Below are 26201 nucleotides of genomic sequence, written 5' to 3' on the forward strand. Positions count from 1 at the left end.
AGTTCGTGCGGTCTACAGGTACGCCGGAGCGAAATCCGTGCACACCTGATGTCCGAAACGGATTACTTCGGCGTAATCAGCGCCCGTTGTCGCTGGACGCCGGGACCATCGCGCGGGCGCGCCCATTGTCGCTGGACGCGGGAACCATCGCATGAGCACGCCCATTGTCGCTGGACGCGGGAACCATCGCGCGAGCACGTCCATTGTCACTGGACGCCGGAACCATCGCTTGGTGCACCATGCCGGGCCTACCTCTCGTAGAAAGAGCTTGCGCAAAGTGACGTCCCGAAAGAGACCTCCATACGGTCCAGTTCCGCGAACAGGTTTGTCAAGCGGATTGACAAATCTGGCCACGGTCACGTGACTGCGATCAATCAACCGGACATAGCGGATATCTCTGGAGCTTCCGAGGAGATACGGCCCCGCAAGTCACAGAATGTAGCCAGCTTTCGGAGTTCGTCACAAAAAGGAACTTCACATCGAAAGTGAAGTTACGTACCGAAGACCGACCGGAGAACCGTTTTGCCCGATGAAAGGACCGCAGTAAAACGGAAGCGCCCCAGGCCTCTCGGCCGGCGTTCGCCCACCGTCTGCGGCGGTTCAGAGAACGCGCGCCGGCGGCAGGTAATCGCACGTCAAAAACAGCCGGTCGGGTCTGGACAGAGCCAGCCCGGGCGGGTAGAAATTCCCCTGGCGTTCCGGCGGAGGCAGTCCTTTTCGTCGGGAATCCGGTTACCGCAGCCGCCTCCCCGGCCCGGTTGAACGAGCTGATGTACCAGGTCCGAAAAGGCTCTGAACCGTGTCCGGCCTTCACCCGGCCCCACCGCACGACGGCGAATGCACTCACATGACATCGGGTACACGATGCAGGATGGCGGAAGACGACGAGGGAAAACGTTATCGGGCAGGCCGGCGCCCGTTGGGTTTGTGCATTCCGCTTGGCGATGAGTGTTTTTCTGTGCGCTGCCGGGACGAAGGCCCGCATGCGAAGGCGCCGTCCGCCGGGCACGAAACCCCCTTGGCGCGCGACTGCGCGAGGGAGGGGGACGCAGTGGGTTGTTCCGTGCTGGAAAGACAGGGAGCGTGATGACCGAGGCACACACCGTCATAGAGGCGTCCGGACGGGACAGTGAGACCAGGAACTACCCGCTCACCTGGGCGCAGGCGACCATGTGGGAATACGTGCTGGCGCTTGGGACACAGGCACGGGACCTGAACCTGCCGCGGCGGCGGCTGCTCCGGACGCCGCACGGCATCGGACAGGTGCTCGCCGCGCTGACCAGGTTCTTCGCCGAGTGCGACGTGGCCCGTACGACCTTCGACGTCACCCGGCGCGCCCAGGTGATCCGGCCGGCGGTCGCCGCGCCGATCCGGGTTCTCGACTCCGGCGGGGACCCCGCAAAGGCGGCTGCGGACCTCGCCTCGGAGCTGGCCGGCGCCGCCTTTTCTCCCGGCACCGACCTGCCGGTCCGCTTCGGCCTGGTGGCCGACGGCGACGAGGTCCACGCGCTGGCCGTCGCCTACTCCCACCTGGTGTTCGACGCCTTCAGCCACTCCCTGGTCGCCGGTTTCCTGGAGCGCGGCCTGGAGGGGGCCGCCGAGGAGACCCCGCACGTTCGCGACCTGGTACGCCGTGAGGCCACGGACCGCATGCGGGAACGCAGTGAAGCCGCGCTGTCCCAGTGGTCGAACGCCTTGTCCGCGCTGCCGCCGGGACGCGGTTTCCGGCTGCCCTCCGCAGGGTCGTACACGGAGTGGGCCCTGCATTCGCGGGAGGCCGCCGTGGCCGCTCAGACCGTCGCCACCCGGCACCGCGTGAACACGTCGAGCGTCCTGCTCGCGGCGCTGGGGGCCGCCCTGCGTCCGGTGCTCGCCGACCCTCCCGCCGCCCTGCTGCTGGTCGCCAGCAACCGGCACCACCCGGACCTCGCCGGATTCACCGGGATTGCCCTGCAGATCGGTCTGCACGTGATCCCGCCGGCGGACGGAGAAGGCACCGTCCACGCATACCTGAGGGCCACTCAGGACTCGGCGATCCGCGGCTACGCCAAAGCCCGGTACGACACCACGCGTTGGCGCGAGAAGCTTGCCGCGATGACGGAGCGCGGCACGGCTCCCGACCTCTCCTTCTACTTCAACGATGCGAGGAGGTCGCGCGGCTGGGACGGTCTGGAGCACCGGGCCGGGGAGCTGGCCTCGTGGCAGCCAGGCGACGCGCACGTGACCGCCGTCGCCACACACCGCGTCAGGGACGCGACGATGTTCGCCTATGTGCTGGACGGCGGGCCCACCGCGCGTATCCACCTGGTCTGCGACGACGCCGTCATCCCTCCCGCGCAGGCCGAGGCGGTCCTGCGCGGCCTGGAGGAGTACCTGGTCCGACGCGCTCTGGCCGGCTGACGCCGCGCCGGTGGTGCCCGAATCGGCTCCACCGCCCCCCTGGCGCCCGCACGACAGCCCTTGACACCATTTCGGGAGAGAAGAACATGGCAAACGAAGGAAGCAGGCACGCCGGAGTCCCGCTGGAGCCGTCCGGCGAGACGGTGGGCGTGGTCTTCGTCGGCTGCGGATACGCCGCCGACTTCTACGGCGCGACGATGCCCAACTACCGGCACGTGGAGATCAAGGGCGCCTTCGATGTGGACAAGCAGCGCGCCGCCACGTTCGTCGCGGAGTACGGCGGGCGCGTCTTCAGCGACTTCGACGAAGTGCTGGGCGACCCGGACGTCGCCATCGTCGTCAACCTCACCCCGGTGCCACAGCACTACACGGTGAGCAAGGCGGCGCTGCTGGCCGGCAAACACGTCTATTCGGAGAAGCCACTCGCCTCCAGCCTCCCGGAGGCGACGGAGCTCGTCGAGCTGGCCAGGGAGCGAGGGCTCCTGCTGTCGAGCGCCCCCTCGACCATCTTCAGCCAGGCCGCACAGACGTTGCTGCGCGCTGTCGGCGACGGCCTGATCGGCAAGCCGCTCCTCGCGCACGCTTCGCTCGACATGGGTGCTCTCGCCTTCATGCCCTACACCGAGTGGCGCAGCCGGCGGGGTGTGCCGTGGCCGTATCTGGACGAGGTCGCCAACGGATGCGTGATGGAACACGCGGGGTACCAACTCAGCTGGCTGGTGGCCATGTTCGGTCCGGTGGTGCGGATGGCGGCCCACACTTCCCTGCAACTCGAGGACAAGTGGCCGGGGAAGACGGAACTCGCACCTGATGTCTCTTTGGGTTTCCTGGAGTTCGCGAGCGGCACCGTCTGCCGGCTCAGCATAGGCTGGGTCGCGCCTGCCGACCTATCGCTCACCGTCGTCGGCGACCAAGGGGTCCTCACCGTGAGCGACGTGTGGCAGGCATCCGCGCCGGTCATGCTCCAGCGCCACGCCAGGACGAGCGGCAAGACCAACGCGTATCTGCAGGAGGCGGAGCAGCTGCCCTTTGTCGTGCCGCCCGCGCAGCACCGGTACGACGACACCCATGACCTCACGGTCGGCGCGGGGGTCGCCGACATGGCCGCCGCGGCCCTCAAGGGTGAACAGCCCTTCCTGTCCGCGGACTTCTCCCTCCATGTGCTGGACGTCAGCCTCCGGCTCTCCGAGGGCCGCGGAGTCATGGAAGACGTGGCGCTGCCCGCCTCCGACGACAAGAAACTGACCCTCGCCCCCGCCATGCCGCGGACGGCGGCCAGATGAGCGGGGAGCCGCCCGTCGGTTCCCCGCCTTCCGATGACCACACAGGAGGAGACGACATGACTGGCCCGTTGGGGATCGGCGTGGTGGGTGCGGGCAACATCAGCGGCGAATACCTGGAAACGCTGTCGAGGATGCCGAACGTGCGTCCCCTCCAGGTGGCCACGCGCAACCCGGAACACGCTCGGACCGCGGTCGCGCGGTTCCCGGGGGCACGTGCGACGAGCCTGACGGAGCTCTACGCCTCGGACGAGCTGGACCTCGTCCTCAACCTCACCACTCCGGAGGCTCACCTGGAGGTCTCCCTGGCCGCGATCGCCGCGGGCAAGCACGTGTACGGGGAGAAGCCGCTCGCCATGACCACCGCCGACGCCCGCTCGATCCTCGCCGCCGCCTCGGCGCGGGGCGTACGGGTGGGTTGCGCACCGGACACGGTCCTGGGCACCGGTATCCAGACCGCGCGGGTCTGCGTGGACAAGGGCGAGATCGGCACCCCGATCGCGGCGAGCGCCTTCATGACCACCCCGGGGCACGAACGCTGGCACCCCGACCCGGAGTTCTACTACCGGCCCGGGGGCGGACCGATCCTCGACATGGGCCCGTACTACCTGACCGCGCTGGTCCTCATCCTCGGCCCGGTGCGGCGCGTCACCGGCCTGTCCGTGACCCCGCGCCGGACTCGCACGATCGGCAGCGGCCCCCGGGCGGGCACCACGTTCCCCGTGGACGTGGCGACGCACGTCACCGGGGTGCTCGAGCACGAGGGCGGGGCGCTGTCCACGCTCATGATGAGCTTCGACGTGTGGCGGAGCACGCTGCCCAGGATCGAGGTGTACGGCACGGAGGGCACGCTGTCGGTGCCCGACCCGAACAGCTTCGGCGGCGACGTCCGCGTCTCCCACGACGGGGACTCCGCCTGGCGGACGCTGCCGGTGCTCGGCGGCTACGCGGGCGGGGCACGGGGCATCGGCATCGCGGACATGGCGTACGCCATCGCGACGGATGGAGCGCATCGGGCGAGTGCCGATCTCGCTTACCACGTCCTCGACGTCATGGAGTCCCTGCTCGCGGCGACCGAGTCGGGCACCGCCCGCCGGGTGGACAGCGGCTTCCAGCGGCCCGACGCGGTCCCGGCGAACGCGCGGCCGGAGATGCCGCAGCCGCGATGACGCCCGTGCCGTCCGCGGGGTCGCACCTTCTGGGTTACTGACGGATTGTCAGAATCCCGGAGGCGGTGGTCAGGCGATCACGGTGAGCTGCCGCACCCACCGGTCGTCAACGGGGCTGAACAGCCGCATGGTCAGTACCCGTCCGGCCTCCGGGTCGGCGGCGTGCACGACGACGATGCGGCGGGGCGCGGTGCCCAGGTGGCCGAAGGTGCCCGGACCCCATCCCGCGCCCAGAATGCCCTGGGGCAGGTCCCGCTGGAAGCCGAGGCCCCAGCTGCGCTCGCCGAGGTCGTACAGGTGTACCGGCGGTCCGGCGGCCACCAGTCGGCGGGCCGTCGCCTGCGACAGCAGGGTGCCTCGGCCGTCGAGTGATTCCAGGAGATCCGCGTACAGCAGGCCCGCGTCCGCGGCCGTGGACACCCCTGCCTGCCCGGGGTTCAGCGCGTCCAGACCACGCGCCTCGTCGTCGACTGGGACGAACCGCAGCTGTCCGTCGCGGCGGTGCAGCGCACCGTACGGCCGGCCCGGTCGCGGCACGAGTGCCAGGTCGCGCAGGCCGAGCGGCCGGGCGACCCGCTCCTCCACGACGTCCGCGAGGGGCCGGGCGTGGACCCGTTCGACGATCGCGCCGAGCACCGCGGACGTGCTCTGGGCGTTGTAGTGGGCAGGGCCCTGGCGGGGTGTGGCGGTTGCGGCGATGCGACGCCCCCGTTCGTCCAGGGACGGGCTGTCCCGGTGCAGGGACGGGGGAAGCCTGACCGCGTGCCCGAGCAGGTCGGCGACGGTGACGGCGGCCATGGCCGGGGCGCAGTCGCCGAAGAAGCGGGTCAGCGGGTCCTGGAAACCGAGAAGCCCGTCTTGGGCAGCGAGTCCGGCGATGACCGCCAGCACCGGCTTGTTGGCGCAGTACAGGCGTCCGGCCGCCTCGGCGGCGCCGACCCCCGGCGCCTCGCCCACCGCGATGCGGTGGCTCTCGCTGCCATGCCGGTGGAAGACCTGGCCGCCGAGGAGGAGCCTGCGCTCCACCAACTGCTCCAGCATCCGGCGGATGCGCGCCGGGGCCTCGGACGCACTCACAGGGCAGCCCCTGCGGTGGAGTGGCAGCGCGGTGAACGGAGCGGCTGGCGCCTGCTGTTGGCGGCATGGCTTCGTGACGCGCAGGAGGCCGGGCGGGTCCGGGCGCGGCCTTCCTTCGTGAGACGCGCAGATTCCGCCACCAGGTGTTCCACCCTGCCTCCGATCTCCGGTCGAGCCGCAGGGCACCTTACCTGGGGTCGCCTCGGGATGTCCCGCCCCTGACCGCCGTACCGGAGCCTCCGGCCGAGGGCTGGCGGGTGCGTCATGCGGTGCCTGGGACCGAATCTCATGCTGTGGGCCGGTGTGATCCTCTTCGCATCAGCTGGATGACCCGCGACGAGGGCAACCAGGGCCTGAGCCAGAAGTACCACCTGCACAGCTACCGGCTTGCCGCCGAGGCCGGCGAGATCGAACTCGCCGCGACCGCACTGCGCGGGCTCGCGGACCAGGCGGTCGACCTCGGGCACATCCCCACCGCCGTACGGCTCGCCGAGGCGTGCGAGCAGCGCGGACGGAAGCTGACGTCCCATCAATTCCGCGCTCTGCTGGGTGAGCTGGACATTCGGCAGAGCGCCGGGGGCACCGGTTCGTGCTTCGACAACGCTGCCGCGGAGAGCTTTTTCGCCGTCCTGAAAGCAGAGATCGGGACGACCGCCTGGGAAACCCGGGCGCAGGCTCGGCAGGACGTTTTCCGGTGGATCGCGGAACATTACAACCGGGAGCGGATCCACTCGGCCATCGGCTACATCACGCCGTACCAGGCGAGGGTCCGCTGCCATCAACGGCTGGACCTCGCGGCATAGAACGGAAGTGTCGGGACCTGAGGGGTCACTTCAGCCTGCACAACCACCCGCGCCGCCAGCAGCGCCCCGGCGCCCTCGCCGACGGCCCGCTCCAGCAGCACCCGAAGCCACCGGTCGCTGTGCCCACGGTCCTGCGTCCGGTCCCGGCGACCGAGCTCGACCAGGACCTCCGACAGGCCGCCCTCAAGCTCCCCGTCCCTGAGGTACACGCCGCCCTCGCGCAGCCATCCGAGCACCATCTCGGTGTGGCCCGGCTCGGCGCACACAACCGCCCACTCGGCGTTCAGCGACTCAAAAACACGGGTTCCGTTCACGGCAGCTCCTGTTCAGGTGATGCCGTGAATGCTTCTCAGGACCTCCGACCCAATCGCTGACCCAAACCCCCACATGCGCAGGTCACAGGGTTGCCCAAATGATGACCCGGCCACAGACGGGGATTGGGGCAGCGCGCCTGGCCGACGGTGGCCAGCTGACCAGACCCCGCCGCGTGACCCGGTCGTGCGAGTTCGAGGACCCGGTCAGAGCATCCGCCGGGGTCGCCGTGCACGCGCCCCCGTGCCCGCGCTGCTCCCCGGGCCGTGATCGGGACCCCGGGGGCCGAGTTGCGCAACGCGTCGCGATCATGTTGAGGGAGCGGCGCACCGGTCGTGGCGTCGAGAGCGCCGACGAACCACCGGCCGGACATGAGGGGTGGTGCCGCATGCCCGCAGACCGGGACTCCACCTCCGACTCTACGGAGCGCCTTCGGCGGCACTCCTGGCGCGCGCGAGCCGGGGCTACGCCCACTTCCTCGCCCAGATGACCGAGCACCAGGACGACCGCGCCGACAGCGGCTCCGGAGAGGACGTGTTGCGGGACCGCCGGCCGGCCCTTGGCATCCGTGGCCGCGAGGGCGGCGAGTCTCAACAACACCTGGGCCTGCTGGGGCGTCGCCCGTTGACCAAGGACGCGGGGCCGCCGGTAGAGCCCCAGCATCGCGGGGTCGCTCTGTGCTGGGCTACGAGTACGCCTGCCACCAGCGATCCGCTTCAGCGCGAGCTACTTCGGCGTCGTACTGACTCGCGTCGAAGTGGAGCTCTGGCGGGGGATAGGGCATCTCGGTGTGCGCCGCCCACGGAACTTCCCAGTCCGACCACTGCACGATCTCCCCGAACCGCTGCACGACCACGGTCAGGAAGCCGCAGCAGCCACCGGTGCAGTCCGGCTCTCCCAGCTCCAGGCGGCGCGCCTCGCCGGTCGCTCGTAGAGGGCTGGGGAGACCAGCCGGCAGCGCCTCGGCAGCGTACGGGCCGCGGCCGCCTTCGCCGACCGTCGCTTCGACCACGTCCTCGCCGTTGACCCAGAACCGCAGCTGGGCAGGGAACCGAGGTTCGTGCGGCAACGCCTTGATCTCCAGACGATCGAACATCACGAGATCATCGTCCAGACTGTTCGCGGGTCACTTCGGGAAGGGGTAAAGCCCGCGTACGTCCTTGGCCTTCACCACGTCAGGGGCATCAGGCTTCTGCGGATCGACCGGCACGTCGGCGTCGTAGACGTCGACCACTACGGGGGTGTCCGCGATCTCGAACTCGATGCCGCGGGGTGTCGGCCTGCCCGATTCCGGTACGTGGACGACCACCTCGCCGGCCTTGACCGCGTGCGTGAGCGTGACGCGCTGCTCCCCGTCCACTACGCGGGGGTTGCTGTGCTCGGCGGTGGTCACAGAGGCGGGCACTCCTGCGTAGGCGGTGTCCATCCGGCACAGCGAAAGGGCGGTCTGAGCGGTCAGCTCGGCGGCAGATGACTCCACGTACTTACCGCGCGCCTTCGCGATGGCGTCCTTGGCCGCGGCCACCGCCTCGGGTCCAACAATCTGCGCGACCACGATGGAGTCGTTCAGCGTCGCGTCGTCGTATGCCGACCAGGCCCGGTCGCCGATGATGACGAAGCGGGTTACCGCATGGGCGCGGGTGTAGGTGCCGGTGCAGTGGCCCTCACGGTCGACGTGCAAATCGATCGAGGTGCCGCCCTCGTCCCTGACCTCCCCCTTCAAGCCGAACGAGCGGTAAGCCTTGAACGTCTCCAGCGCCTCGGTCATGCGTTGCGCGTCGCTCACGGGCGGCGCCGGGGACGCTTTGGCTTCGGCTGCCTCTTCGTCGGTCCCGCCGCAACCCGCCAGTCCACTTACCGCGACAACGGCGCACAGTACCGCCGCGCGCCTTCTCCAGCTCGCCATGTTCGGCGCCCTCCCAGAATCCGCCCGCCAGGGCGCGGCGGGCGGGCCCAGTCTTCCATGCCGCGTGGGCAGCTGATCAGCGCCCTACCCCCGGGTCATCGCAGGTCAGATCCGACTCACCATCGCCGACCCCTTCCGGCCGCGGCACTATCTGTATGGCGGCTCTTGTGTGCACCTTGCGTGCCGTTCATCGAGCGGGAGACGAACTGAGGCCCGCCATCGGGTGGCGGGCCTCAGAGGGGAGGGTGCTGGTCCGTCGACGAGAACTGAGCGGCTATTCGGTCGTCGGCTCGACGTAGGTGTTGTCGAACCAGTCGATGAACTCGCGGACAGTGCCGATCTTGGCGACTCGGGTATGTAGGGCCTTCTGGTCGTGTCCGGCCAGGAACCAGCCGCCGGCGACCGGTTCACCACAGCCGCACCCGCACAAGCGGCTGTCGTGCGGGGAGTCGAAGTAGGTAATCGGGTTACGGGCCGACTCCACGGGAGGATTCCCGCCGACGTAGGCGTCGTAGACCGCGTCGCCCGGCTTGAGGAACCTGCCCTCCATCGCCTTGCGTCCTCCGGCCACCGGAACCAGCCTGTCGATCTCGATGGCCATACGCACCTCCCCTTCGTAGGAGAGCAGCGCGTACTGCTCCTTCTCCGCCCGCTCGCCGAGGACCCAGCAGCCTCGGTTGGCGCGGAAGAGGGCTTCGTCGCCCATGCTCGGGTCCCAGCCGACGTGTTCGCGGCCCAGCTGGTCCTCCTGCGGGTTGACGTAGCGCATTCGGCCGAGCGTAATGTGGATCATGGTCCGCCCCCAATAGTTGGATACCCAGGGCCCCTTGCCCTGCCGACTATTGAGCATCTTGGCGGATCGCTTTGATACCTTCAATCCCTAGCCTCGCGCTTTCGTACGCCCAGCAGAACTTGGAGGTTGGCCATGTAGGTGGTTGATCGTGGTTCGTAAGCTCGTCGTCGCCTGCCGGTGTGAGTCCGGTCCGGGTAGCTGCCAGGAGGCCCGGTAGCAGGCTGGCGGTGTCGGGGGGAAACGCCCAGCGTCGAAGTCCAGCGTCGAAAGCCCTGTGAAGGGGGAGCGAAGAAGCGGTCCGTAGCATCACGCGAAGTCTGCGGCGTCGTTGGAGGCCTGCTCGTGAGGGTGGGGACAGGGAGAGCCGAGCCCCCGAAATCAGGGCGAAGGCCATGGAAGCGGTGAAGATCCTGGATGGGCAGCCGCGAGGGACTCCCCGGCGTATGGGGCATGGAACGTTTCGAAGGTGACGGCGGGAACTGGGGAGGCCCTCCCCGGCCCGGCAGCCTGCGGCAGGAGTGCTGTCGGAAGCATCGCGACCTATAACCGGGGGTGCCCCGGGAAGGGAAAGCGGGCCGGGTGGGCGTCGGAGGCGGCCGTAGTACTGCTTGAGCCGGGCGGACAACATAACCGCCGGTGGAGGAAGGGCCGCTGCTTCGTCGATGTGTACTGCTGAAGTAGAGGGGCCCGGTGAGTGCCCGCGTGGCTAGTCCCGCCGTCGGGGGACGTTCTCCCTCGGATCCGGTCCGTGCCCTCCAGCATGCGCTCTACCGGGCGGCCAAGGCCGGTCCCGGACGACGGTTCCACGCGCTGGGGGACAAAGTCCACCGCAGGGATGTCCTGGCGCGTGCATGGTTGACGGTGCGTCGTAACAACGGCGCCCCGGGCATCGACTTGGTTGATCTCGCGCAGGTCGAGGAGTACGGGGTCACCCGGCTTCTCGGTGAGCTGGTCGCGGAGTTGAAGGACGGCAGGTGGCAGCCGCTTCCGGCTCGCCGGGTGTTCATTCCCAAACCCGGTACGTCGGAGCAAAGGCCCTTGTCCATTCCGGCAGTTCGCGACCGCATCGTGCAGGCGGCGCTGAAGATCGTGCTCGAACCGGTCTTCGAAGCGGACATGCTGCCGTGCTCTTTCGGGTTCCGGCCCAGGAGGGGCGCACATGATGCCCTGCAGGTCTTGATCGATGAGTCCTGGCGGGGACGGCGATGGGTCGTCGAGACGGACATCGCCAACTGCTTTGAGGCCATTGACCATGAGAAGTTGATGCACGCGGTCGAGGAACGTGTCTGTGATCAGTCCGTTTTGAAGCTTCTGCGCGCAATGCTGCGGGCCGGAGTGATGGAAGACGGGCAGGTCCGCCGGCCGGTCACCGGTACTCCTCAGGGCGGGGTTGTCTCCCCGCTCCTGGCCAATGTCTTTCTGCACCGGATCGACCGGGCGTGGGAGACACGGCAGCATGGGGTGCTGGTCCGCTATGCCGATGACGCTGTGGTGATGTGCGCGACCCGCGCGCAGGCCGAAGCTGCTTTGGAGCAGCTGACGTGTCTGCTGGCTGATTGAGGTTCCCCCGAGATGCGGAAGTCGATGACAGAGGGTCAGATGGTTCTCATGAGAGGAACATCGACCATGGCTGCCCCCAGGAAATACTCGCTGGAGTTGCGTGAGCGTGCGGTGCGGATGTATCGCACCTCGGATCCGAAGCCGCAGATCAAGAAGCTGGCCGTCGACCTCGGCGTCCACCCCGAGGCCCTGCGGGGCTGGATCCGTCAGGCCGAGGCCGATGCCGGCGAGCGTGATGACCGGCTGACCACCGACGAACACGCCGAGCTGGTGGCACTGCGGAAGGAGAACGCCCAGCTCAAGAGGGCGAACGACGTACTGCGGACGGCCTCGGCGTTTTTCGCGGCGCAACTCGACCCGACCCGGCCCAGGTGACCGCGCTCCTCGACGAGCATCCACACCTGGGAGTCGAGTGCGTACTCCGGGAACTTTCCATCGCCTCCTCCACCTACTACCGCTGGCGCCGCGCCGAGAAGGAGCCCTGCGAGCGGCGGCGTCGCGACGTCGAGCTCACCGGGCAGATCAAGGCGATCCACACCCAGTCCGGTGGCATCTACGGGTCACCGCGCGTGCACGCCATGCTGAAACGCGAGGGCGTCCACGTGGGCCGCAAACGCGTCGAGCGTTTGATGCGCGAGGCCGATCTGGCGGGTCTCAACCCCGCGCCGGAGCGGTTTCACGCGCCGGGATCCCAGGGCCGCGCTCGCCCCGGACCTCGTCAACCGGGACTTCACCGCTCAGGGGCCGAACCGTCTGTGGGTCACCGATCTGACGATGATCCCGACCGCCGAGGGACCGCTGTGGCTGTCCGCGATCCGCGACGCGTTCTCCCGCCGGGTCGTGGCCTGGGAAACCTCCGCCCGCGCGGACGCCGACCTGGTCCTGTCCAGCCTGGAGTACGCGCTCGCCTCCCGCGAGATCGAGCCCGGCAAGCTCATCCACCACGCCGACCACGGCTGCCAATACACATCCATCAAGCTGACAACTCGCCTGGTGAGAGCGGGAATTGAGGCGTCGATGGGCTCGGTCGGCGACAGTTACGATAACGCCCTCGCGGAGAATCTGTGGATGCTGACGAAGACCGAGTGCGTCCGCGGTCGCGTCTTCGCCACCAGGGCCGAGGCGAACCTCGCGCTCTTCGAGTACTTCGACGGTTTCTACAACAGCCGGCGCATCCAGAAGCGGCTCGGCTACCTCAGCCCGATCGAGTTCGAGGAGAAGCACTACGCCGAGCAGGCAACGGCCGAACGAGCGAACCTGAAACCCCGCCAACCCGCCCTGACCAGCTGATCAGCACCTCCCGAGCAACGGGGGAACCTCACACCACCAACTACGTGACATCGGTGCAGGCTTGCGTCAATCTCAACAACAAGCCTGACCGGTGCGGTCCGACGGACTCGCCCGGCGACGGACGCTAAGAACCTTAAGGCGGTGGGGTGCCCCGGCGGCGCCCCACCGCGTTTTGCATGCCGCGCGGGACAGCACGGTGAGGACAGGACAAGTGAGCATGGCACAGGGCGATACGGCGGAAGCGCGGCCGGTACTGGAGATCTCGAATCTCGGCTACGGGATCGGCGGACGGACTTTGTTCGACGGCCTTTCTCTGTTACTGCGTGCGGGGGAGTCGGTTGCGGTAACGGGACCGAGCGGTTCCGGGAAAAGCACGTTGCTGTCCTGCGTACTCGGCCTGATCAAACCCGACAGCGGAACAGTGGAAGTCGCCGGCACACCTATATCCGGCCTGCGGCAGGCCAAGCTGGCTCGTTTGCGTGCACAGTCGATCGGTATGGTCTTCCAGTTCGGCGAGCTTCTCCCGGAACTCAGCCCTCTGGACAACGTGTACTTGGCTGCCCTGCTGGCACGTAACGGCCGCGGCCATGAAGCGCGGGGGCGAGCACAGCGCCTTCTGGAGGAACTCGGGGTTCCGCCGGCTGCGACGAGCCAGGAACTTTCCGGCGGGGAGCGCCAGCGGACAGCGGTGGCCCGCGCACTCATCAACGAGCCGGCGCTGCTGCTGGCGGATGAGCCGACCGGGGCCCTGGACGCCGAATCCCGGGACAGGACCGCGGATCTGCTTTTCGAGGTGCCGCGGCGGTACGCGTGCGGCCTGCTGGTGGTCACCCATGATCCGGGAATCGCTGCCCGCGCCGACCGCGCACTCCACTTGTCGGCCGGGATCCTGGAGCCCGCTGCCGCCGGAGGTGCCGTCTGATGGCTGCAACAGGCGCAGGGGAGCTGACGCGCAGACTCCTGGGCATCGGGCGAGGCGCAGGCCGCCGGGCGGAGGCTGGCGGTATCCGGGTAGTGGCGCTGCTCCTCGCCACTGCCGTTCTGTCCGTCGTGCTGGCCGGCTTGGCAGCCGTCCACGCCATGTACGCGGGGAAGGAGGAACACCGGATTGCGCGAACCCCGGTCGTGCAAGACCGGGCGAGCGACAAGGGTTCCACGACCTGGCTGGTGGCCTCCGATTCGCTGCAGAACAAGCGACGGTTCCACCTCGTCTTCCTGGCCCCCCACGAGGGCGACGCACCGCTGCCTCCCGGCGTGGACCACTGGCCGGCCCCGGGAGAAGCTGTGCTCTCGCCCGAGTTGCGGAAGGCGGGAGCGAGCGAGGACATCGACCACCGCTACGGTCGCCTGGCCGGTGTCATCCAGCCCTCCGGACTCGACGAACCATCTGAATGGCTCGCCTATGTCCGCCCACGCGACGGCATCAGCGACAAAGCGCCGACCAATGTCATCGCCGGCTTCGGCCCGGCGACCCAGGGCATCTTCGCCCCAGGCCTGGAACCGGGATCGGGCCGGGACGACGACAAAGCCGAGTGGATGTTCCAGATCGCTGTGGCCGGCCTGCTCGGCCTGCCCGCTCTGGCCCTACTCGTCATCGCCGTGCGAACAGGGGCTCACGCCCGCGACCGCAGAACCGCACTGATCGCCGCACTCGGCGGCCGCCGCACCGACCGCGCCCTGGTCGCACTCGGCGAAGCAGCACAGCCAGTCCTGCTCGGCGCCCTGCTCGGCGCCACGGCTGTTGCACCGGCCCTGCTCACCGACCTCCGCATCCCCTTCACCCACTACATCCTCTCCAGCGAGTACCTGCGCCAGCACGGTTGGCTGGTCGGGCTCACACCTGCCGCTGCTCTCGTCCTGGTCTGCGCCACTGTTGTTGTGGCCGAGCTGGCCCCCCGCCGCAGTGGCACGGGCACCCGGCCTCACAGCCCAAGCGCATCCCGCTGGCTGCCCCGCATCGCGGGTCTGTTCCCCGTCATGTTCCTCATCGCCGTACGGGGCCCCGACTTCGTCGGCTCCGACTCGGGACAGCGCACCCTTGTCGGCTGGGTGGGCATCGCAGGCACCGTGCTGACCCTGCCCGCCGCGATCGCGACCGCGATCGCAGCCGCCGGCCCGGTCCTCACCCGCTGGGGACAGTCGCGCGGCCTGGCCGGAACCCTGGTGGCCGGGCGCCGCACCAGCACCTATCCCGGCAGCACCGCCCGCCTGGTCACCGGCGTCACCGTGGCCCTCATCGTCCTCATGCAGGCAGTCGCCTGGCAAGGACTCTTCGGAGCCCAGAGCAACGACGCGCAGCGCACCCTCGACCGCATCGGCACCAGCGCCTTGTCCGTCGGCGTAAGAGGCCAGGTCTCGGATGCCGACATGACCGCATTCCTTCACCGCCTGCCGGACAACACCCAAGCCGTCCTCCTGGCAGGCCCGGCCGACGGCCCGGGCAGCAGCGCCCCCATGCGCCTCTACGGAGACTGCCCCGCCCTGATCGCCCTCCACCTGAAGTGCCCCTCACGCACCGCCCGCCTCACCGGACCGCCCCAAGACCCCAGACTGCAAGAAATGGTCAGGTGGACACCACACGGACCCCTACAGATGGACACCCACCGCACCACCGGGCCCGCCCTCGCCCACCGCACAGCCTCCTCGACCGAAGAATCCGCCCTCGTCCTCGTCCGCAACGACGGACACGCCATCTCCGCCGCCGCCATCAAAAAGCTGGCCCACCAAGTGCTCCCACGCGGCGCACGCGCCAGCGCCCCCGGCGAAGACGAACTGACCGCGGGAATCCCCAACCGAGACCAGGGCCGCTGGAGCACCCTCCTCGGCCTCCTCGGCGTCACCGTCCTCACCCTCACTGCCGGCATCAGTGCCATGGCAGAGTTCCTCCGCCACGGACGGGCACTGGCACCGCTGTCCGTACTCACCGGCGGACTCCACGTCTTCCGCACCAGCGCCGCATGGACCGTCTTCATGCCACTCGTCCTGGCAGCACTTGCGGGCAGCGCCGTCGCATCAGGCCTCGCCGACCCCGTCTCCGAGAGCGACGACGCCTTCCTCACACGCGACCTGACCCTCGCGGCCGCAGGAACAGTCCTGGCCATCGGCATCCTCATGTGGGCATGGGCCAACACCGTCTCGGTAAGGCAAGCCCGCCGCTGGCGCCCGCGAGGGGACTGACGAGGATCACGCTTAGCAACGATGGGCCAGTCGTGCCGAAGGCTGCAGGCAGGACTGGCCAACCTCAGCGATGGCCTTGTGCGTGGCACCGACGCCTGGCGTCCCTTCGCACTCGCTGAGCCACCCCGCCGCGCGCTACCTGTCCCGCCAGTAGCGATGAAGGTGTTCGCTGTCCGCCCGGATGACGTCAGCAAGGCCGTCGTCGTCGCTGGGCATCTCGAGACCGAGGTTCAGAGCGACTTGACGATAGGTCTGTGCCAGGGCGGGGGAGTTCATCGCAACGAGTACGGACAGCAAGGGCTGGTCGGCTGAGGCGGAGCCCTCATCGACCAGCGTCAGTACCTTGGTGCGCTCGGCCGCAGTCATTGAAGGGAGCGCAGAACCGAGCTGACGCTTCAGGCCTTCCCAGCTCGTTGTTCGCTGCTCCCGCGCGGCCTTCTTGAGCGCTCCGCGCACCGCGACGGCCACAGTTTTGAGCGTTTGGGGACTCAGACCTGGGGCCTCGTTGAAGGTACGGCGAGGCGGCGTGTTCCAACGGGCGAGGAGAGCTTCAGCGCGGGCCACTTCGGAAACCAGCAGCGTGTCCCGTGCGACGTCCAACGCTGCGGCGAAGTCCGCCCTGACTTCGGGGCTGTCCAGGACGGTGGTTCGCCCTCGTGAATCCTTACGCAGGATCTTGCGTACCTTGTGCACCGCTGCGGAAACATCCCGCTGCGGCAGTGGCGGCAAGTAGGGACTTCTGACTGATGATCTGCCAGTTTTTGTCGGTGGTTGATGATCTGCGAGTTTTTGTCGGTGGTGGTTCGGCGTTTTGATGTCAGTGGGTGAGTAGCGGGCTCTCTGCTGCTCTGTGGGTTGTTGTGGGTGGCTCGGTTGTTGTCAGGAATGCCGATCCGGTGCTGACGTTTTTGGTGATGGTGCGGGTCAGTTTGTTGCCGGTTGGTACAGATGGGTGGGTGTTGTTGCTGGTCACGGCCGTGCGGCGGTGCCGGGGCGTTGCTGGCCGAAGGTGGTAGGCATGGCCTTTTACGGCATGGGTTTCAGGTGGTAGCGGATCCCTGTTGCGGCGCGGGTGAGTTGTTCGCCGTTCTGGACTGTGATGAGTGGGAAGAGCGGACTGTCGGCGGTACGGCCCTTGAGGTGTCCGTGAATGCCGGCGGCGCGTATGAGCTGGTGTGTCCAGGTGGGGAGTGGGTGGACCTGGCATCTGCGGTGGGCGGTGCTGTCGTGGACTTTGACAGCGGTTGCTGCTTCGTTGATGTCGATGCCGCGGATGAGAGCGAGCCGGGTGAGGTCTGCTCCGGTGACCGCGTGGATGGTCAGCGCTGTTGCGTGCAGGGGGTGTGCCACCGTGGCCAGCCGTGCGACGAGGGCGTCCGTTGGTAGGTGGTGACGCTCTCGCGCGGGTGGTGCGTTGTTCGTTGTCGGGGCGAGTACGGGGGCGCCCTGGCACTGCGCCCGTTTCGGACGGCCTGTCACCGTGCCGTTGGACGGTGCGGGTGGGGTGATCCACTGTCCGTCGTCCTTGATGTGCCGGTGGTGCCAGTGTCCCGTGTTTCTGGTGCTGGACGCTGAATGCCCGGTCTGGGTCAGCGCGTTCCGGGCTCGGGGGAGGGCGTCGATGAGTCGGTATGGGGTGGCTTCGAGGAGTGTTGTCAGGGCGGGGGTGACGGGGCGGTGCCACAGGAGGGTGAGGCGGATGCCGCATTGTTCCCGCAGGGCGAGGAGTTGTTGCCGGCGGGCGTGTGTGAGGCGGTCGGTGCGGCAGACGATGAGGTGTCCGATGTGGTGGGTGAGGATCCAGGTGGCGACGGCGTCCCAGGCGGGGCGCTGGGAGTCGGCCCACGTCCCGTACGTTTCTCCGCCTGGGGGGAGTCGTTTGCCCAGGGCATAGAGAAGGTCGTGGGCGAGGGCGGCGGGTGCTCCGTTGGCGGGGCTGGGGTCGATGGTCAGGCGTCCGAGGCCCGGGTGATGCGCGTGGTGAGCGGCGGTCGTCCAGTCGGGGTGGTCGTGCTTGTCGATGACGACGGTGACGGCTGGGAGACTGCCGGCTGTCATTACATGCCGCCGATTTTGCTGTAGACCCAGCGCACGAGGTCTTCGTCGACCTTATTGAGGTGCAGTTTCTTCATGCCGGCCAGGATGTGGGTGGTGATGTTGGCCCAGTTGCGGAAGCTGCCATGGGCGGCCTGCTTGTCGATCGCGTCGATCAGCGCGGTGTCCACATCGGCCCAGACAGGATGGAAGGCGGGAATCGTCTCCCTCACTTCGTCCTTGGACATGCGGGTGAACTCCTGCCAGATGAAGATCCGGGAGGCCAGCATCGGCTCGCGGCGCAGAACCTTGTAGCAGCCGTCGCCCCCGGCGAAGATCACCGCGATGTTGGTGCGCTTGTCGTCCCACAGGTGGCGCCAGAACTCGAACCCGGTCTTCTTCATCCACTGCGCCTCGTCACAGACCAGGACCCTGAATTCCTCGGCGAGTGCCTCTTTGAGGAGGGTGTCGAACTCGATCGGGCGGGCCGGCGGCTCACCGGGCAGTCCCAGTGCCTGGAAGAGACCGTGCCGAATGTCTCGCGGGGTCGGTCCGGCCCGCAGTTCCAGGCGGTGGGTGATGTCCGGTGCGAGGTGGCGCAGCGCGGAGTTCACCGACATCGTCTTGCCGGATCCGGCCGGCCCGTAGACGCACATCATGGCCTTGGCCTCGATGACGGCTTCGATGTTGTCCCGGGTGGTCAGGAGCGTATCGGTGCCCACCAGTTGCGCCTGCTCCAGGCCCAGGAAGTGGTCTTCGCTCTCGTCGGGCAGCAGCCCGTAGTCCAGCTCAGTGATCATCGGCTCGGTCCTTGTCAGGAGTGGGTGTGCGTGGCGGCCTGGGACGGGCCCAGGTGTCGGGCGCTGGGCCGTGCGGTACGAGATCGGGACGAGCCAGCGCACGGCGGTCCGTCTGAGCCGCCGCACCGAGCTCCTCTTCGGCCTGCGCAGCGGTCGAAGAGGTGAGCGCCCTGGGTGGGGCTGCGGTGGTGGAGGCTTCGAAGCGCCGGCGGCGCAGCTTTTCCGCGGCTTTCAGATCAGCCTTGAGCCGCCGGGCTGCTGCGGTACGTGCGGCTTGGACGGAGCGGATCTGCTCACGGCTCGCCGCGGCGGCCAGGAACGCCGAACCGAGATGGCGGCCGGTATCGGCGTCGAAGACTTCGATGGTGTCGTCGTGATGGGGCAGGTGCCGTACCGAGACTCTGGTGCCTGTGCGGCCGTTCATCCACGGGGCGAGGTAGTCGCGCCGGCGCCACCGCACCCCGGACGTGCTGATCGTGTACGTGCGCCCGTTGTCCTCCAGCACGAACGTCGCCAGCTGCCCCGCGGACACATCCGTGAGCGGAGTCGCGTCGGCCTGCCACGCCTGGAGGGGGGTCTGCCCGTGCAGCGCGGACGGCTGGTGGCGGGTGTTCCACCAGGTCACCCAGTCCAGCAGCAGTCCCACGAACGCCTCGTACGTCAGGGGCGGGGCTTCGGGGTCGGCGGTCCGGCCGCCGGTGAGTTTCTGCCGGCCGGTGTAGCGGGGGAGCGAGACGAGGAACATCTCCTCCACCGCGTCGTTCAGCGCCTCGATCGTCCCTTTCAGGTGTGGGGTGTAGGCGGGGAGGTCGGTGACGGGGACGGCGAGCGCGCCCATCGCCGCGGTGACCGCCCGGCACAGGAACTCCTTGCCGCGGTCGACCCGGATCTGTCCCGGCAGTCCGCCGAGGGGGCCGAACGGTGCGCTGCGGGTGATTGCGATGCGCAGGGAGGCCAGCACCGCGTCCCGGCTCGGAGGGTGGGCGGTGACGGCCACCCCGGTGATGGCCCTGGTGGCGCAGTCGATGAACCAGGTCACCCACGGAGTGGCCAGCTCACCCTCGACGTCCACCTCGACGGGTACGTGCTTGTGGTCGCCCTCCCATACCGCGTTGCGGTGTGTGGCCGGCCGCTGTCCGAACACGTCATGCGCGCGCCGGGCGGATTCCCCGCTCCTGAGTCCGGCCCGCTCCCCGCGGGTCAGGTCCCGCCGGATCGCCCGGTGCAACGTGGACAGCGACGGGACTGGGGGCGCGTCCGGATCCTCGGCTGCCCGCTGTGCCAGCTCGGCATGGACCCGGGAGGCGTTCCCGCCCCACAGCGCCAGCAGCCGCCGGACCTCCGTGGTGACCGTGAAACGGGACGACTCCACCCGAGCGAGACGGTGATCCTTCCGGGCAGCGGCCAGCCACCGCCATACCGTCCGCTCCGACTTCCCCAACGCCTGCGCCACCAGGCGCACATGCGCGGCCGTCAGCTCTCCACGCCCGTCGAGGTCCAGCAGCCGGGGCATGGCCGCAGCACGCCCCGACGCGGGCGGGAACACGGCCATCGAGGCGTCCGCGGGAATCTCACCACGGCTTCCCCGCATGTACGGCCCCTCTCTGCCGAGTCCGAGACGGCACCCCGCCGTCCTGGACCCAGGTATCCCAGCTCCTCGGTACCGGGCTGACCGGAATCGGCATACGGCTGACAGCGACCGTTGCCATCCGTTACGGCCGCGCCGTTGCGAAGCCGCGTCCGACCGCTGGAGCCGTCTGGCAGATCGCTCCGCATTCGACAGACCGACCGAGGCACTGGAATGCCACGGCATCATGGCTCGGCACGCCGTTGCTGCTCAGGTTCGCATCTCCGCTGGTCAGAGCAGGATGAAGGCCCTAGTGGGAGCGCGTGGAGAACGAGTTCGTCTGCAGCATCGTGTCCGGCGAGCAGCAGGGTGCTTGCGGTAATTACCAGTACCTTGGCCCGCCAGCGGCACAGTGCTTGTGGCAGCCCGGATTGGGCCGTAGGACTGTCAGTGGCATGTGGGAATCTTTGAGCATGACCTTCCGGGGGAAGTATTCATATCGAAGGCATTCCGACGCATATGGGCGGTGTTCCATGGGTGATGGGCGGACGATACGCGTACATCGCAAGGACCTGCCTTCCCCTGACGGATGCCGCTGGTGTGGCGATGACCAGGGCCATCACGGCTCACAGTGGGTAGCTTCGGTCGGCCTGCACACGTGGGAGGCGCCGACGCGTGAACAACGACTCAAGCGTATGAAGGTACGGCGCGCGGCACGTCAGGCTGGCAGCGCGACGTCTACCACAGATGCGGCCCCGCGTTCTGCGCGCGATCGATCAGGGAGTTGAAGATTGCTGAGAGCGCAGCAGGGATGCGGTCCTTACCAAGGTGCGCGGCGATGCCTACCATGAGGTCTTCCTTGTTCTGAGGTCCATCGTCCGAGCCGGCCTTGAACAAGCCCAGCAGCTGAGAGCTGAACTTTCCGGACCGCAGTGCCTCGATTTCCGCAGGCTGCCAAGCCTCGCGCTCGGTGTTCGGCTTCCACAGCGCGTTGGCCGTATCGGCCCAGTCGCCGTCGGTGAACAGGTCTTCGAGCTCGTTGGGGGAACCGAGGTAGAAGCACTCCTCGGTGGGGTCGAAGCCATGCTCTTTGAGCTTGGCGTCCCGGAAGACGTGCTTCTGGTTCGCACGGCTGTCCTTGTCGACGACGAACGCAACGTCGCGGCCGTGTTCCTTGAGGAACTTGGCAAATCGCAAGGCACCCTCATTGCTTCCCCCAGCCCACAGGCAGATACCAGCGGACTGAATGGGGTACCCGGCGTGCTTGCGGAACAAGATCGGGAACGCGGATGTTTCGGACACCCCCTCCACCGCGACGAAGAACCGCTCGTGTAGCAGAACACTGTTGCGGAACCCCAGCGTGGTCGCGATTGTCGACAGGTGGCGGCGCACATCAATGTCTGCGCTGTCCTCGCTCAGGACTTCCGCCCGAACCTGCCCCTCGTGGGTGCGTAGGTGCACCACGGACGAGATGTCGACTCCGTCGATCAGGTTGAGTGAGTGCGTCGCCACAATGACGCGCGCGTTCGGCCGTGACGACTGCAACTGGATCAATGCCATGATCCGCCGCTGGTGGGAGTAGTCCAGGTGGGTGTCAGGCTCGTCGTAAACGAACACGACATCCGAGGCAGGTCCTTCCTGCGCCTGGTCCTGTCCCAGGTCGTTGCTGCTTTCCCACAAGGCCAGCGAGATACGGCGCGAGCGACCAGTCCCGGCCGACGAGAGCGGAAACCGCCTCCCCTGCGAGTCCACAATGTTCAGTTCCACCCCGACTAGCGCAGGACGCACCTGCACCTGAGGGTCCAGTTCCACCGAAGGCAGGGCACACCGCTGCGCGATGTGCCCGCGGATGCTGTCGATGTCGGGTGTCAGCGACTCGGCAAGATAGCCCTCAAGATCCGCCACTCGCTTAGCCACCTCATCGGCGCGCGTGTACTCGCGCAGCCGGGAGTTGAGCAGACTCTGGACCACAGCCTCAGGCGCCTGGACCGAGTCGCCCTTGAAATACACCATGGACGGCATCGCAGCAGCTACCTCGGAGTCCGCCGCCACCCACGCATCGACCTGCTCCATCCGCTGGGCCAACTCCCGGAGGGGCTGCTCCCAACTGTTCCGCGCATTCAACTGCCCGACGGGCTCGACCCCGTGGGTAGCTGCGAGTTCCCTAAGGCCCGCCAGCTTCACCGCTTCCAAGTCGCGTAGCTCAGGGATCCGGCAGACGCGGCGGCGGATCTCCAGGAACGCACCCGCTTCCGGGCGGAAGCGACGGCGAATCTGTACCCGCTCAGGCAGGGCGAAATGCTGCTGCTCGTTGGCGCTGAGGGTGAAATCGCCCATCACGGTGGTCTGAGGCACCCGCGCGTGCGGCGCGACCGCGTCCTCGCTGTGCACCGGTTCTTGCACGACCCCATCGCTGACATAGGTGAGATCGCGCTCGCTCAGCGCAGTCCCATGAAGCAGGAAGTCCAGCGCGTCCAGCAGAGCACTCTTCCCACCCTCGTTCTGACCAGTCAGAACCGTCTGCGGCAGGACAGGAACATTGTTGATGTTCGCCAGGCAGCGGAAGCCCTCAACAGAAACGGAGCAGATCTGCACGCATGCCTCGACTCGACAACGATGGAGCGGTTTTGGAACAACTACCGGGCTGTCAGCCCGAAATCAAACGGTACCGATATCGGCCCTTCACGAACTGGGCTAGGTAACCGCCCTTACCGGAGGACATCATCAACGCCACGTGCACCTCTGCGGGCACGTTCTCGTAGCGATACAACCCTCCACCGTGAAAGGCGACCTCAAGCACACGCTCCGCCTGGTCGTAGCCCACCGATCGGAGGTTGGAGGAGCGGACCGGCTCATGCAACAAGGCGCCTCCTACAGCTAACGTGCCAAGCGTTGCACGATTGACCGAAATGATAGCGCGGTACTCGGCTGTGCCAGCGAGGTTCCGAAGCCTCTCGTTCTCGTAGAACAGCAGGGCTGCCCAGACCTGCACCTCACCGCTTGAGAACCAGCAGTACAGTCCGTCTCCACCCCTACGCCGCCCACTCCAGCCCCAAGCCGGCGAGGGTGGTGAGTTGGTCGTCGCTCAGTCGGTCCCGCCGGCTCTTGTGGTTGCTGAGAAATACGCCCAGGCGCACCGACGTCCCGTCCGGCAGCTCTTCGACATGCTGCCTTCCGACGGTGGTCTTTCCTTCCCGTGCGATGTATTGCTGCAGGGCTTGTACGCCCCGTTGGAAGGCTTCGGAGCCCTTCCCAGCCCCAGCCTTCGCCGCACCCCGCGCGGGGGCCTTCTGCGCTCGTACAACCGCCCGTGGCCTTACACCCAGCTCCTCCAGTCGCCGCCGCTGCTCCGCGTTCAGCTGCGCCCAGTCCCGTGTCTGTCGGGTGGCCCAGCGGCCGATGTCGTCGCCCCGGTAGGTCACGCCGGGCTGGACGTTCTCCAGCGTGTTCCCGGCGTCCAGGAGGGCGGCCAGGCCGACGTAGCAGCGTTGCCAGTCCACAGTCCATCCGAGGAGCCGCGGGTTCCAGTCCGGATCGATCGCGGCGAGCTGCTCCGCCCGCCGCTGCGCCCGACCGGTGTCCTTCCCGAGTCCGCCTGGCCGGCGGAGGTTGGTGAGCCATTGCCCGACATGCCGGTCGAGGGCGGTGGCGTGCCGGGGCGCGGCCAAGGTGCCGGCCTCCTTGAAGTAGGCGCGGGCGGCGGCGAGATTCTCTTCGAAGGCGGCGTCGGCGGTGTCCCACACCATGCCGAGCTCCTCCAGCTCGTCGGCGCGCTCGCCGTTCATGGTCCCGGCGCGGTAGGCACGCCGCTGGTCGGACAGCCACCTCCCGAGCGGGTAGGCGCCCTCGGTGTGCTCGTAGGGCACGTCCAGGTCGCCTTCGCGCTCGTAGTAGCGGCGGGCGGCGTCGTAGCCGCGCTGCCAGTCCTGGCGTTCGGTGCTGATGACGTTGAACCGTACCCACTTCGCGATCACCACCGGATCCCTGGGGGCGGCGAACCGCAGCAGCGGCCGCGTGTCCTCCTGACCCTCCTCCGGCGGGGGACCGATCGGAGGCGACGGATCAACGACCGCCTTCCGCTGTTCCTGAGGAATGGCCAGCAGCTCGATAGCACGCTCGTCGTGTGCCCGAAGCCCCTCCAGAACCTTCACCAAGGGCCGATACGAGTTGGAGGTGAGCATGTCTTCGGGCTTTTCATCCGGTGCGAGGAAGACGGGCACGATCAGGGTCGCCATTTTCCCCTGTCCGGGTTTTTGCCGCAGTGCCCGGCCGATGGCCTGGACGATGTCGACGGCTGATCCCTTGGGGTCGAGGAGGGCGACGGAGTCGACGGCTCGGATGTCGAGGCCTTCGCCCAGGACGCGGCAGTTGGAGAGCACGGCGCGTCCGGCGCGGCGGCCGAAGTCGGCGAGGACCTGGCGGCGGTGGTCGGGCTCGTGGTCCCCGCACAGCCAGTTCGCCCACACCCGTTTTGGATACCGCTCGGAGTCTGCGGCGTGGAGCCGCTTCGCGACCCGGCCCAGCCCTCCGGCGAAGGCGGCTGCTTCGATGGTGCGGTGGTGGAAGGTGATGGTGGTCTGCAGCCCGTGTTCGGCCATGGTCTCCAGCAGTGCGGCCTGGAGCGCGCCCATGCGTTCGCCGCGGACGTCCTCGTCCCGCTTCTCCGGTCTGGCGAGCCGGGCTGGGGTGACGACCGGGTCCGTCAGTTCCACGACGACGATCTGATACCGCGCCAGCAGGCCCCGGGAGACGGCTGATGCGAGTGACAGCTCGTAGACGACGGGGCCGAAGACCTTGGGATCGTCCATGGAGCAGGCCATGTCCTGCGGCAGCGGGTCCCACAGCTGACCGGCCCCGGCCTGCCGCTGCGCCCAGGAGGGCCGGGGCGGCCGCTCCTTCCAGATGCGGGGCGTCGCGGTCATGTAGAGCCGGCGCATCGCAGGGATGATGTCCTGGTCGTGAACCGCGGCCCACGCCTTTCCTGCCGAGCCACTTGTTCTGTGGGCCTCGTCGACGACCACGAGGTCGAAGACGTCCATGGGCAGCCCGTATGCGCCCTCGTGGGCTTCCGCGAGGACGGGCAGGGAGGCGTAGGTGGCGTAGACGGTTACCGGTCCGCGTCCGTGCCACAGGGCCAGCTGCGGTGCGGACGTTGTGGAGCGGACCTTGAGGTCCCACAGGTGCGGGTCGTCCTCCAGCGAGCAGACGGCGACGGCGGGTCCGTGGTGGCCGGCGGCCCGCCATTCCCGCACGGTCTGCGTCAGCAGATCGAGAGTCGGCAGCAGGACCAGGACCCGCCCGTTACGGGCCAGACGGAGCGCGGAGTGCGCGGCGATGAACGTCTTCCCCGTGCCGCAGGCCGCCACCACGGTGGCCCTCAGACCGGCCCGTGGGATCTTCTTCCCCGGAGGGATATCAAGGCCGCGCACGACAGCGTCAACGGCCTCGATCTGGTGAGGTCGGAGCGTGAATTTCTCTGTACTCGGCATATCGGATCTCCGGAAATCCAGGAATGAACAGGTGGCCATCAGAGGAAGTGGCGATCTGTTCGGGATACTACACAGCACATCAGTGACGCACGATGCGATGCACATGCGGGTGATGCACAGGTACCATCGTAGCGGGACGATGGTACCCAGGGGGAGTTTCAGGCCACCTCGTCCCGGCGCTGGAGTCACCCCCGGAAGCGACTGATGGCCTGTCTGGTGCGGGGGAGCGAAGCGGAATCCGCACCCACGGCCCGGGGCCGGCACTCGGGCCAGGATGATGGAGTGTCACGGTTCGGGGGTGGCCGTTTTCTCGGGATACTACACAGAACAGCAATGATGCACCGTCATCGTGTAGCCAGCCGTTCCGGCGGAGCCGGAACCGGGCGGGGGAGCGAAGCGGACCCGCCCCGCAGTTCGGGCTGGAGCGGAGCGGAAGCCCGCGGATTGGAGCGAAGCGGAAATCCGAAAGGCGCGAAGCGGCTTTCCAAACACTTCGTCACGAACCGCGAAGCGGTTTCGTTTCGCTTTCCCATCGCGAAGCGAT

The 26201-nt window shown here is 68.0% G+C and carries 21 protein-coding genes and 1 pseudogene; 10 read left to right on the forward strand and 12 right to left on the reverse strand.

The window, feature by feature from the left end; all coding sequences use genetic code 11:
• Positions 1-1086 precede the first annotated feature (1086 nt).
• From OG242_RS31755 to OG242_RS31765, 3 genes are all read left to right on the forward strand, one after another.
• The gene (locus OG242_RS31755; protein ID WP_405901450.1) at positions 1087-2400 is read left to right on the forward strand and encodes a condensation domain-containing protein; all 1314 of its coding nucleotides are present in this window, start codon (positions 1087-1089) and stop codon (positions 2398-2400) included.
• An 86-nt stretch (positions 2401-2486) separates the two neighbouring features.
• Positions 2487-3683 carry a Gfo/Idh/MocA family protein gene (locus OG242_RS31760; protein WP_405901451.1) on the forward strand — a complete coding sequence of 399 codons (1197 nt, stop codon included), beginning with the start codon at positions 2487-2489 and terminating at the stop codon, positions 3681-3683.
• A 56-nt stretch (positions 3684-3739) separates the two neighbouring features.
• Complete coding sequence (locus tag OG242_RS31765) at positions 3740-4849, forward strand: Gfo/Idh/MocA family protein (protein ID WP_405901452.1); 1110 nt, start codon at positions 3740-3742, stop codon at positions 4847-4849.
• 69 nt (positions 4850-4918) lie between these two features.
• Here the strand turns inward: OG242_RS31765 and OG242_RS31770 are convergent, their stop codons facing one another.
• A complete protein-coding gene (locus OG242_RS31770; protein WP_405901453.1) occupies positions 4919-5926 on the reverse strand; it encodes a serine hydrolase domain-containing protein in 1008 nt (335 codons plus the stop codon).
• Positions 5927-6252: 326 nt separating this feature from the next.
• On the opposite strand from OG242_RS31770, the gene OG242_RS31775 reads away from it, so the two are divergent.
• Entirely contained in the window at positions 6253-6729 is a 477-nt protein-coding gene (locus tag OG242_RS31775; RefSeq protein WP_405901454.1) for an integrase core domain-containing protein, read from the forward strand.
• Here OG242_RS31775 and OG242_RS31780 read toward each other — a convergent pair.
• The 4 genes from OG242_RS31780 to OG242_RS31795 form a co-directional block, all read right to left on the reverse strand.
• Positions 6705-7043, reverse strand: a complete 339-nt coding sequence (locus OG242_RS31780; RefSeq protein ID WP_331739120.1) for a hypothetical protein — start codon at positions 7041-7043, stop codon at positions 6705-6707. The genes OG242_RS31775 and OG242_RS31780 overlap by 25 nt on opposite strands.
• A 683-nt stretch (positions 7044-7726) precedes the next feature.
• Complete coding sequence (locus OG242_RS31785) at positions 7727-8137, reverse strand: hypothetical protein (protein ID WP_331739147.1); 411 nt, start codon at positions 8135-8137, stop codon at positions 7727-7729.
• Between the two features lie 30 nt (positions 8138-8167).
• Entirely contained in the window at positions 8168-8809 is a 642-nt protein-coding gene (locus OG242_RS31790) for a hypothetical protein (protein ID WP_331739122.1), read from the reverse strand.
• A gap of 412 nt (positions 8810-9221) precedes the next feature.
• Entirely contained in the window at positions 9222-9716 is a 495-nt protein-coding gene (locus tag OG242_RS31795) for a hypothetical protein (RefSeq protein ID WP_405901455.1), read from the reverse strand.
• Between the two features lie 726 nt (positions 9717-10442).
• On the opposite strand from OG242_RS31795, the gene ltrA reads away from it, so the two are divergent.
• The 6 genes and pseudogenes from ltrA to OG242_RS31825 all read left to right on the forward strand — a co-directional run bounded on the left by ltrA (position 10443) and on the right by OG242_RS31825 (position 15767).
• Positions 10443-11300 carry a group II intron reverse transcriptase/maturase gene (ltrA, locus tag OG242_RS31800; protein WP_331739124.1) on the forward strand — a complete coding sequence of 286 codons (858 nt, stop codon included), beginning with the start codon at positions 10443-10445 and terminating at the stop codon, positions 11298-11300.
• 66 nt (positions 11301-11366) lie between these two features.
• Entirely contained in the window at positions 11367-11675 is a 309-nt protein-coding gene (locus OG242_RS31805; protein WP_047471432.1) for a transposase, read from the forward strand.
• A pseudogene (locus OG242_RS31810) lies at positions 11672-11941 on the forward strand (IS3 family transposase); the annotation flags it as partial. The gene OG242_RS31805 and the pseudogene OG242_RS31810, both read left to right, overlap by 4 nt.
• A gap of 1 nt (position 11942) precedes the next feature.
• A complete protein-coding gene (locus OG242_RS31815) occupies positions 11943-12590 on the forward strand; it encodes an IS3 family transposase (RefSeq protein WP_331739150.1) in 648 nt (215 codons plus the stop codon).
• A 217-nt stretch (positions 12591-12807) separates the two neighbouring features.
• A complete protein-coding gene (locus tag OG242_RS31820) occupies positions 12808-13512 on the forward strand; it encodes an ABC transporter ATP-binding protein (protein ID WP_331739125.1) in 705 nt (234 codons plus the stop codon).
• Positions 13512-15767 carry an ABC transporter permease gene (locus OG242_RS31825; RefSeq protein ID WP_405901456.1) on the forward strand — a complete coding sequence of 752 codons (2256 nt, stop codon included), beginning with the start codon at positions 13512-13514 and terminating at the stop codon, positions 15765-15767. Before OG242_RS31820 ends, OG242_RS31825 begins: the two co-directional genes overlap by 1 nt.
• 135 nt (positions 15768-15902) lie before the next feature.
• Here the strand turns inward: OG242_RS31825 and OG242_RS31830 are convergent, their stop codons facing one another.
• The 7 genes from OG242_RS31830 to OG242_RS31860 all read right to left on the reverse strand — a co-directional run bounded on the left by OG242_RS31830 (position 15903) and on the right by OG242_RS31860 (position 25696).
• Positions 15903-16496: a hypothetical protein gene (locus OG242_RS31830; protein ID WP_405901457.1), complete on the reverse strand. Its 594-nt coding sequence runs from the start codon at positions 16494-16496 to the stop codon at positions 15903-15905.
• A 297-nt stretch (positions 16497-16793) separates the two neighbouring features.
• Positions 16794-17825, reverse strand: a complete 1032-nt coding sequence (locus tag OG242_RS31835) for a hypothetical protein (protein WP_331738754.1) — start codon at positions 17823-17825, stop codon at positions 16794-16796.
• Positions 17825-18601: an AAA family ATPase gene (locus OG242_RS31840; protein ID WP_136207106.1), complete on the reverse strand. Its 777-nt coding sequence runs from the start codon at positions 18599-18601 to the stop codon at positions 17825-17827. The genes OG242_RS31835 and OG242_RS31840 overlap by 1 nt, the downstream gene beginning before the upstream one ends.
• On the reverse strand, positions 18591-20114 hold the full coding sequence (locus OG242_RS31845) for a Mu transposase C-terminal domain-containing protein (RefSeq protein ID WP_405901459.1): 1524 nt from the start codon (positions 20112-20114) through the stop codon (positions 18591-18593). The genes OG242_RS31840 and OG242_RS31845 overlap by 11 nt, the downstream gene beginning before the upstream one ends.
• A 792-nt stretch (positions 20115-20906) precedes the next feature.
• Positions 20907-22763, reverse strand: a complete 1857-nt coding sequence (locus OG242_RS31850) for an AAA family ATPase (RefSeq protein WP_331738744.1) — start codon at positions 22761-22763, stop codon at positions 20907-20909.
• 52 nt (positions 22764-22815) lie between these two features.
• Positions 22816-23160 (reverse strand): KTSC domain-containing protein, encoded by a 345-nt coding sequence (locus OG242_RS31855; protein WP_331738740.1) that lies wholly within the window; start codon positions 23158-23160, stop codon positions 22816-22818.
• A 40-nt stretch (positions 23161-23200) separates the two neighbouring features.
• Complete coding sequence (locus tag OG242_RS31860) at positions 23201-25696, reverse strand: Helicase associated domain protein (RefSeq protein ID WP_405901458.1); 2496 nt, start codon at positions 25694-25696, stop codon at positions 23201-23203.
• Positions 25697-26201: the final 505 nt, after the last annotated feature.

This window comes from Streptomyces sp. NBC_00727, assembly GCF_045161745.1.
Lineage (GTDB): Bacteria > Actinomycetota > Actinomycetes > Streptomycetales > Streptomycetaceae > Streptomyces.

Bases quoted from the DNA above. Each gene is read 5' to 3' on its own strand.
- OG242_RS31755 (WP_405901450.1), top strand. From the start codon at position 1,087: ATGACCGAGGCACACACCGTCATAGAGGCGTCCGGACGGGACAGTGAG.
- OG242_RS31760 (WP_405901451.1), top strand. From the start codon at position 2,487: ATGGCAAACGAAGGAAGCAGGCACGCCGGAGTCCCGCTGGAGCCGTCC.
- OG242_RS31765 (WP_405901452.1), top strand. From the start codon at position 3,740: ATGACTGGCCCGTTGGGGATCGGCGTGGTGGGTGCGGGCAACATCAGC.
- OG242_RS31775 (WP_405901454.1), top strand. From the start codon at position 6,253: ATGACCCGCGACGAGGGCAACCAGGGCCTGAGCCAGAAGTACCACCTG.
- OG242_RS31785 (WP_331739147.1), bottom strand. From the start codon at position 8,137: ATGTTCGATCGTCTGGAGATCAAGGCGTTGCCGCACGAACCTCGGTTC.
- OG242_RS31790 (WP_331739122.1), bottom strand. From the start codon at position 8,809: ATGACCGAGGCGCTGGAGACGTTCAAGGCTTACCGCTCGTTCGGCTTG.
- OG242_RS31795 (WP_405901455.1), bottom strand. From the start codon at position 9,716: ATGCGCTACGTCAACCCGCAGGAGGACCAGCTGGGCCGCGAACACGTC.
- OG242_RS31805 (WP_047471432.1), top strand. From the start codon at position 11,367: ATGGCTGCCCCCAGGAAATACTCGCTGGAGTTGCGTGAGCGTGCGGTG.
- OG242_RS31820 (WP_331739125.1), top strand. From the start codon at position 12,808: ATGGCACAGGGCGATACGGCGGAAGCGCGGCCGGTACTGGAGATCTCG.
- OG242_RS31825 (WP_405901456.1), top strand. From the start codon at position 13,512: ATGGCTGCAACAGGCGCAGGGGAGCTGACGCGCAGACTCCTGGGCATC.
- OG242_RS31835 (WP_331738754.1), bottom strand. From the start codon at position 17,825: ATGACAGCCGGCAGTCTCCCAGCCGTCACCGTCGTCATCGACAAGCAC.
- OG242_RS31840 (WP_136207106.1), bottom strand. From the start codon at position 18,601: ATGATCACTGAGCTGGACTACGGGCTGCTGCCCGACGAGAGCGAAGAC.
- OG242_RS31845 (WP_405901459.1), bottom strand. From the start codon at position 20,114: ATGCCCCGGCTGCTGGACCTCGACGGGCGTGGAGAGCTGACGGCCGCG.
- OG242_RS31860 (WP_405901458.1), bottom strand. From the start codon at position 25,696: ATGGCCACCTGTTCATTCCTGGATTTCCGGAGATCCGATATGCCGAGT.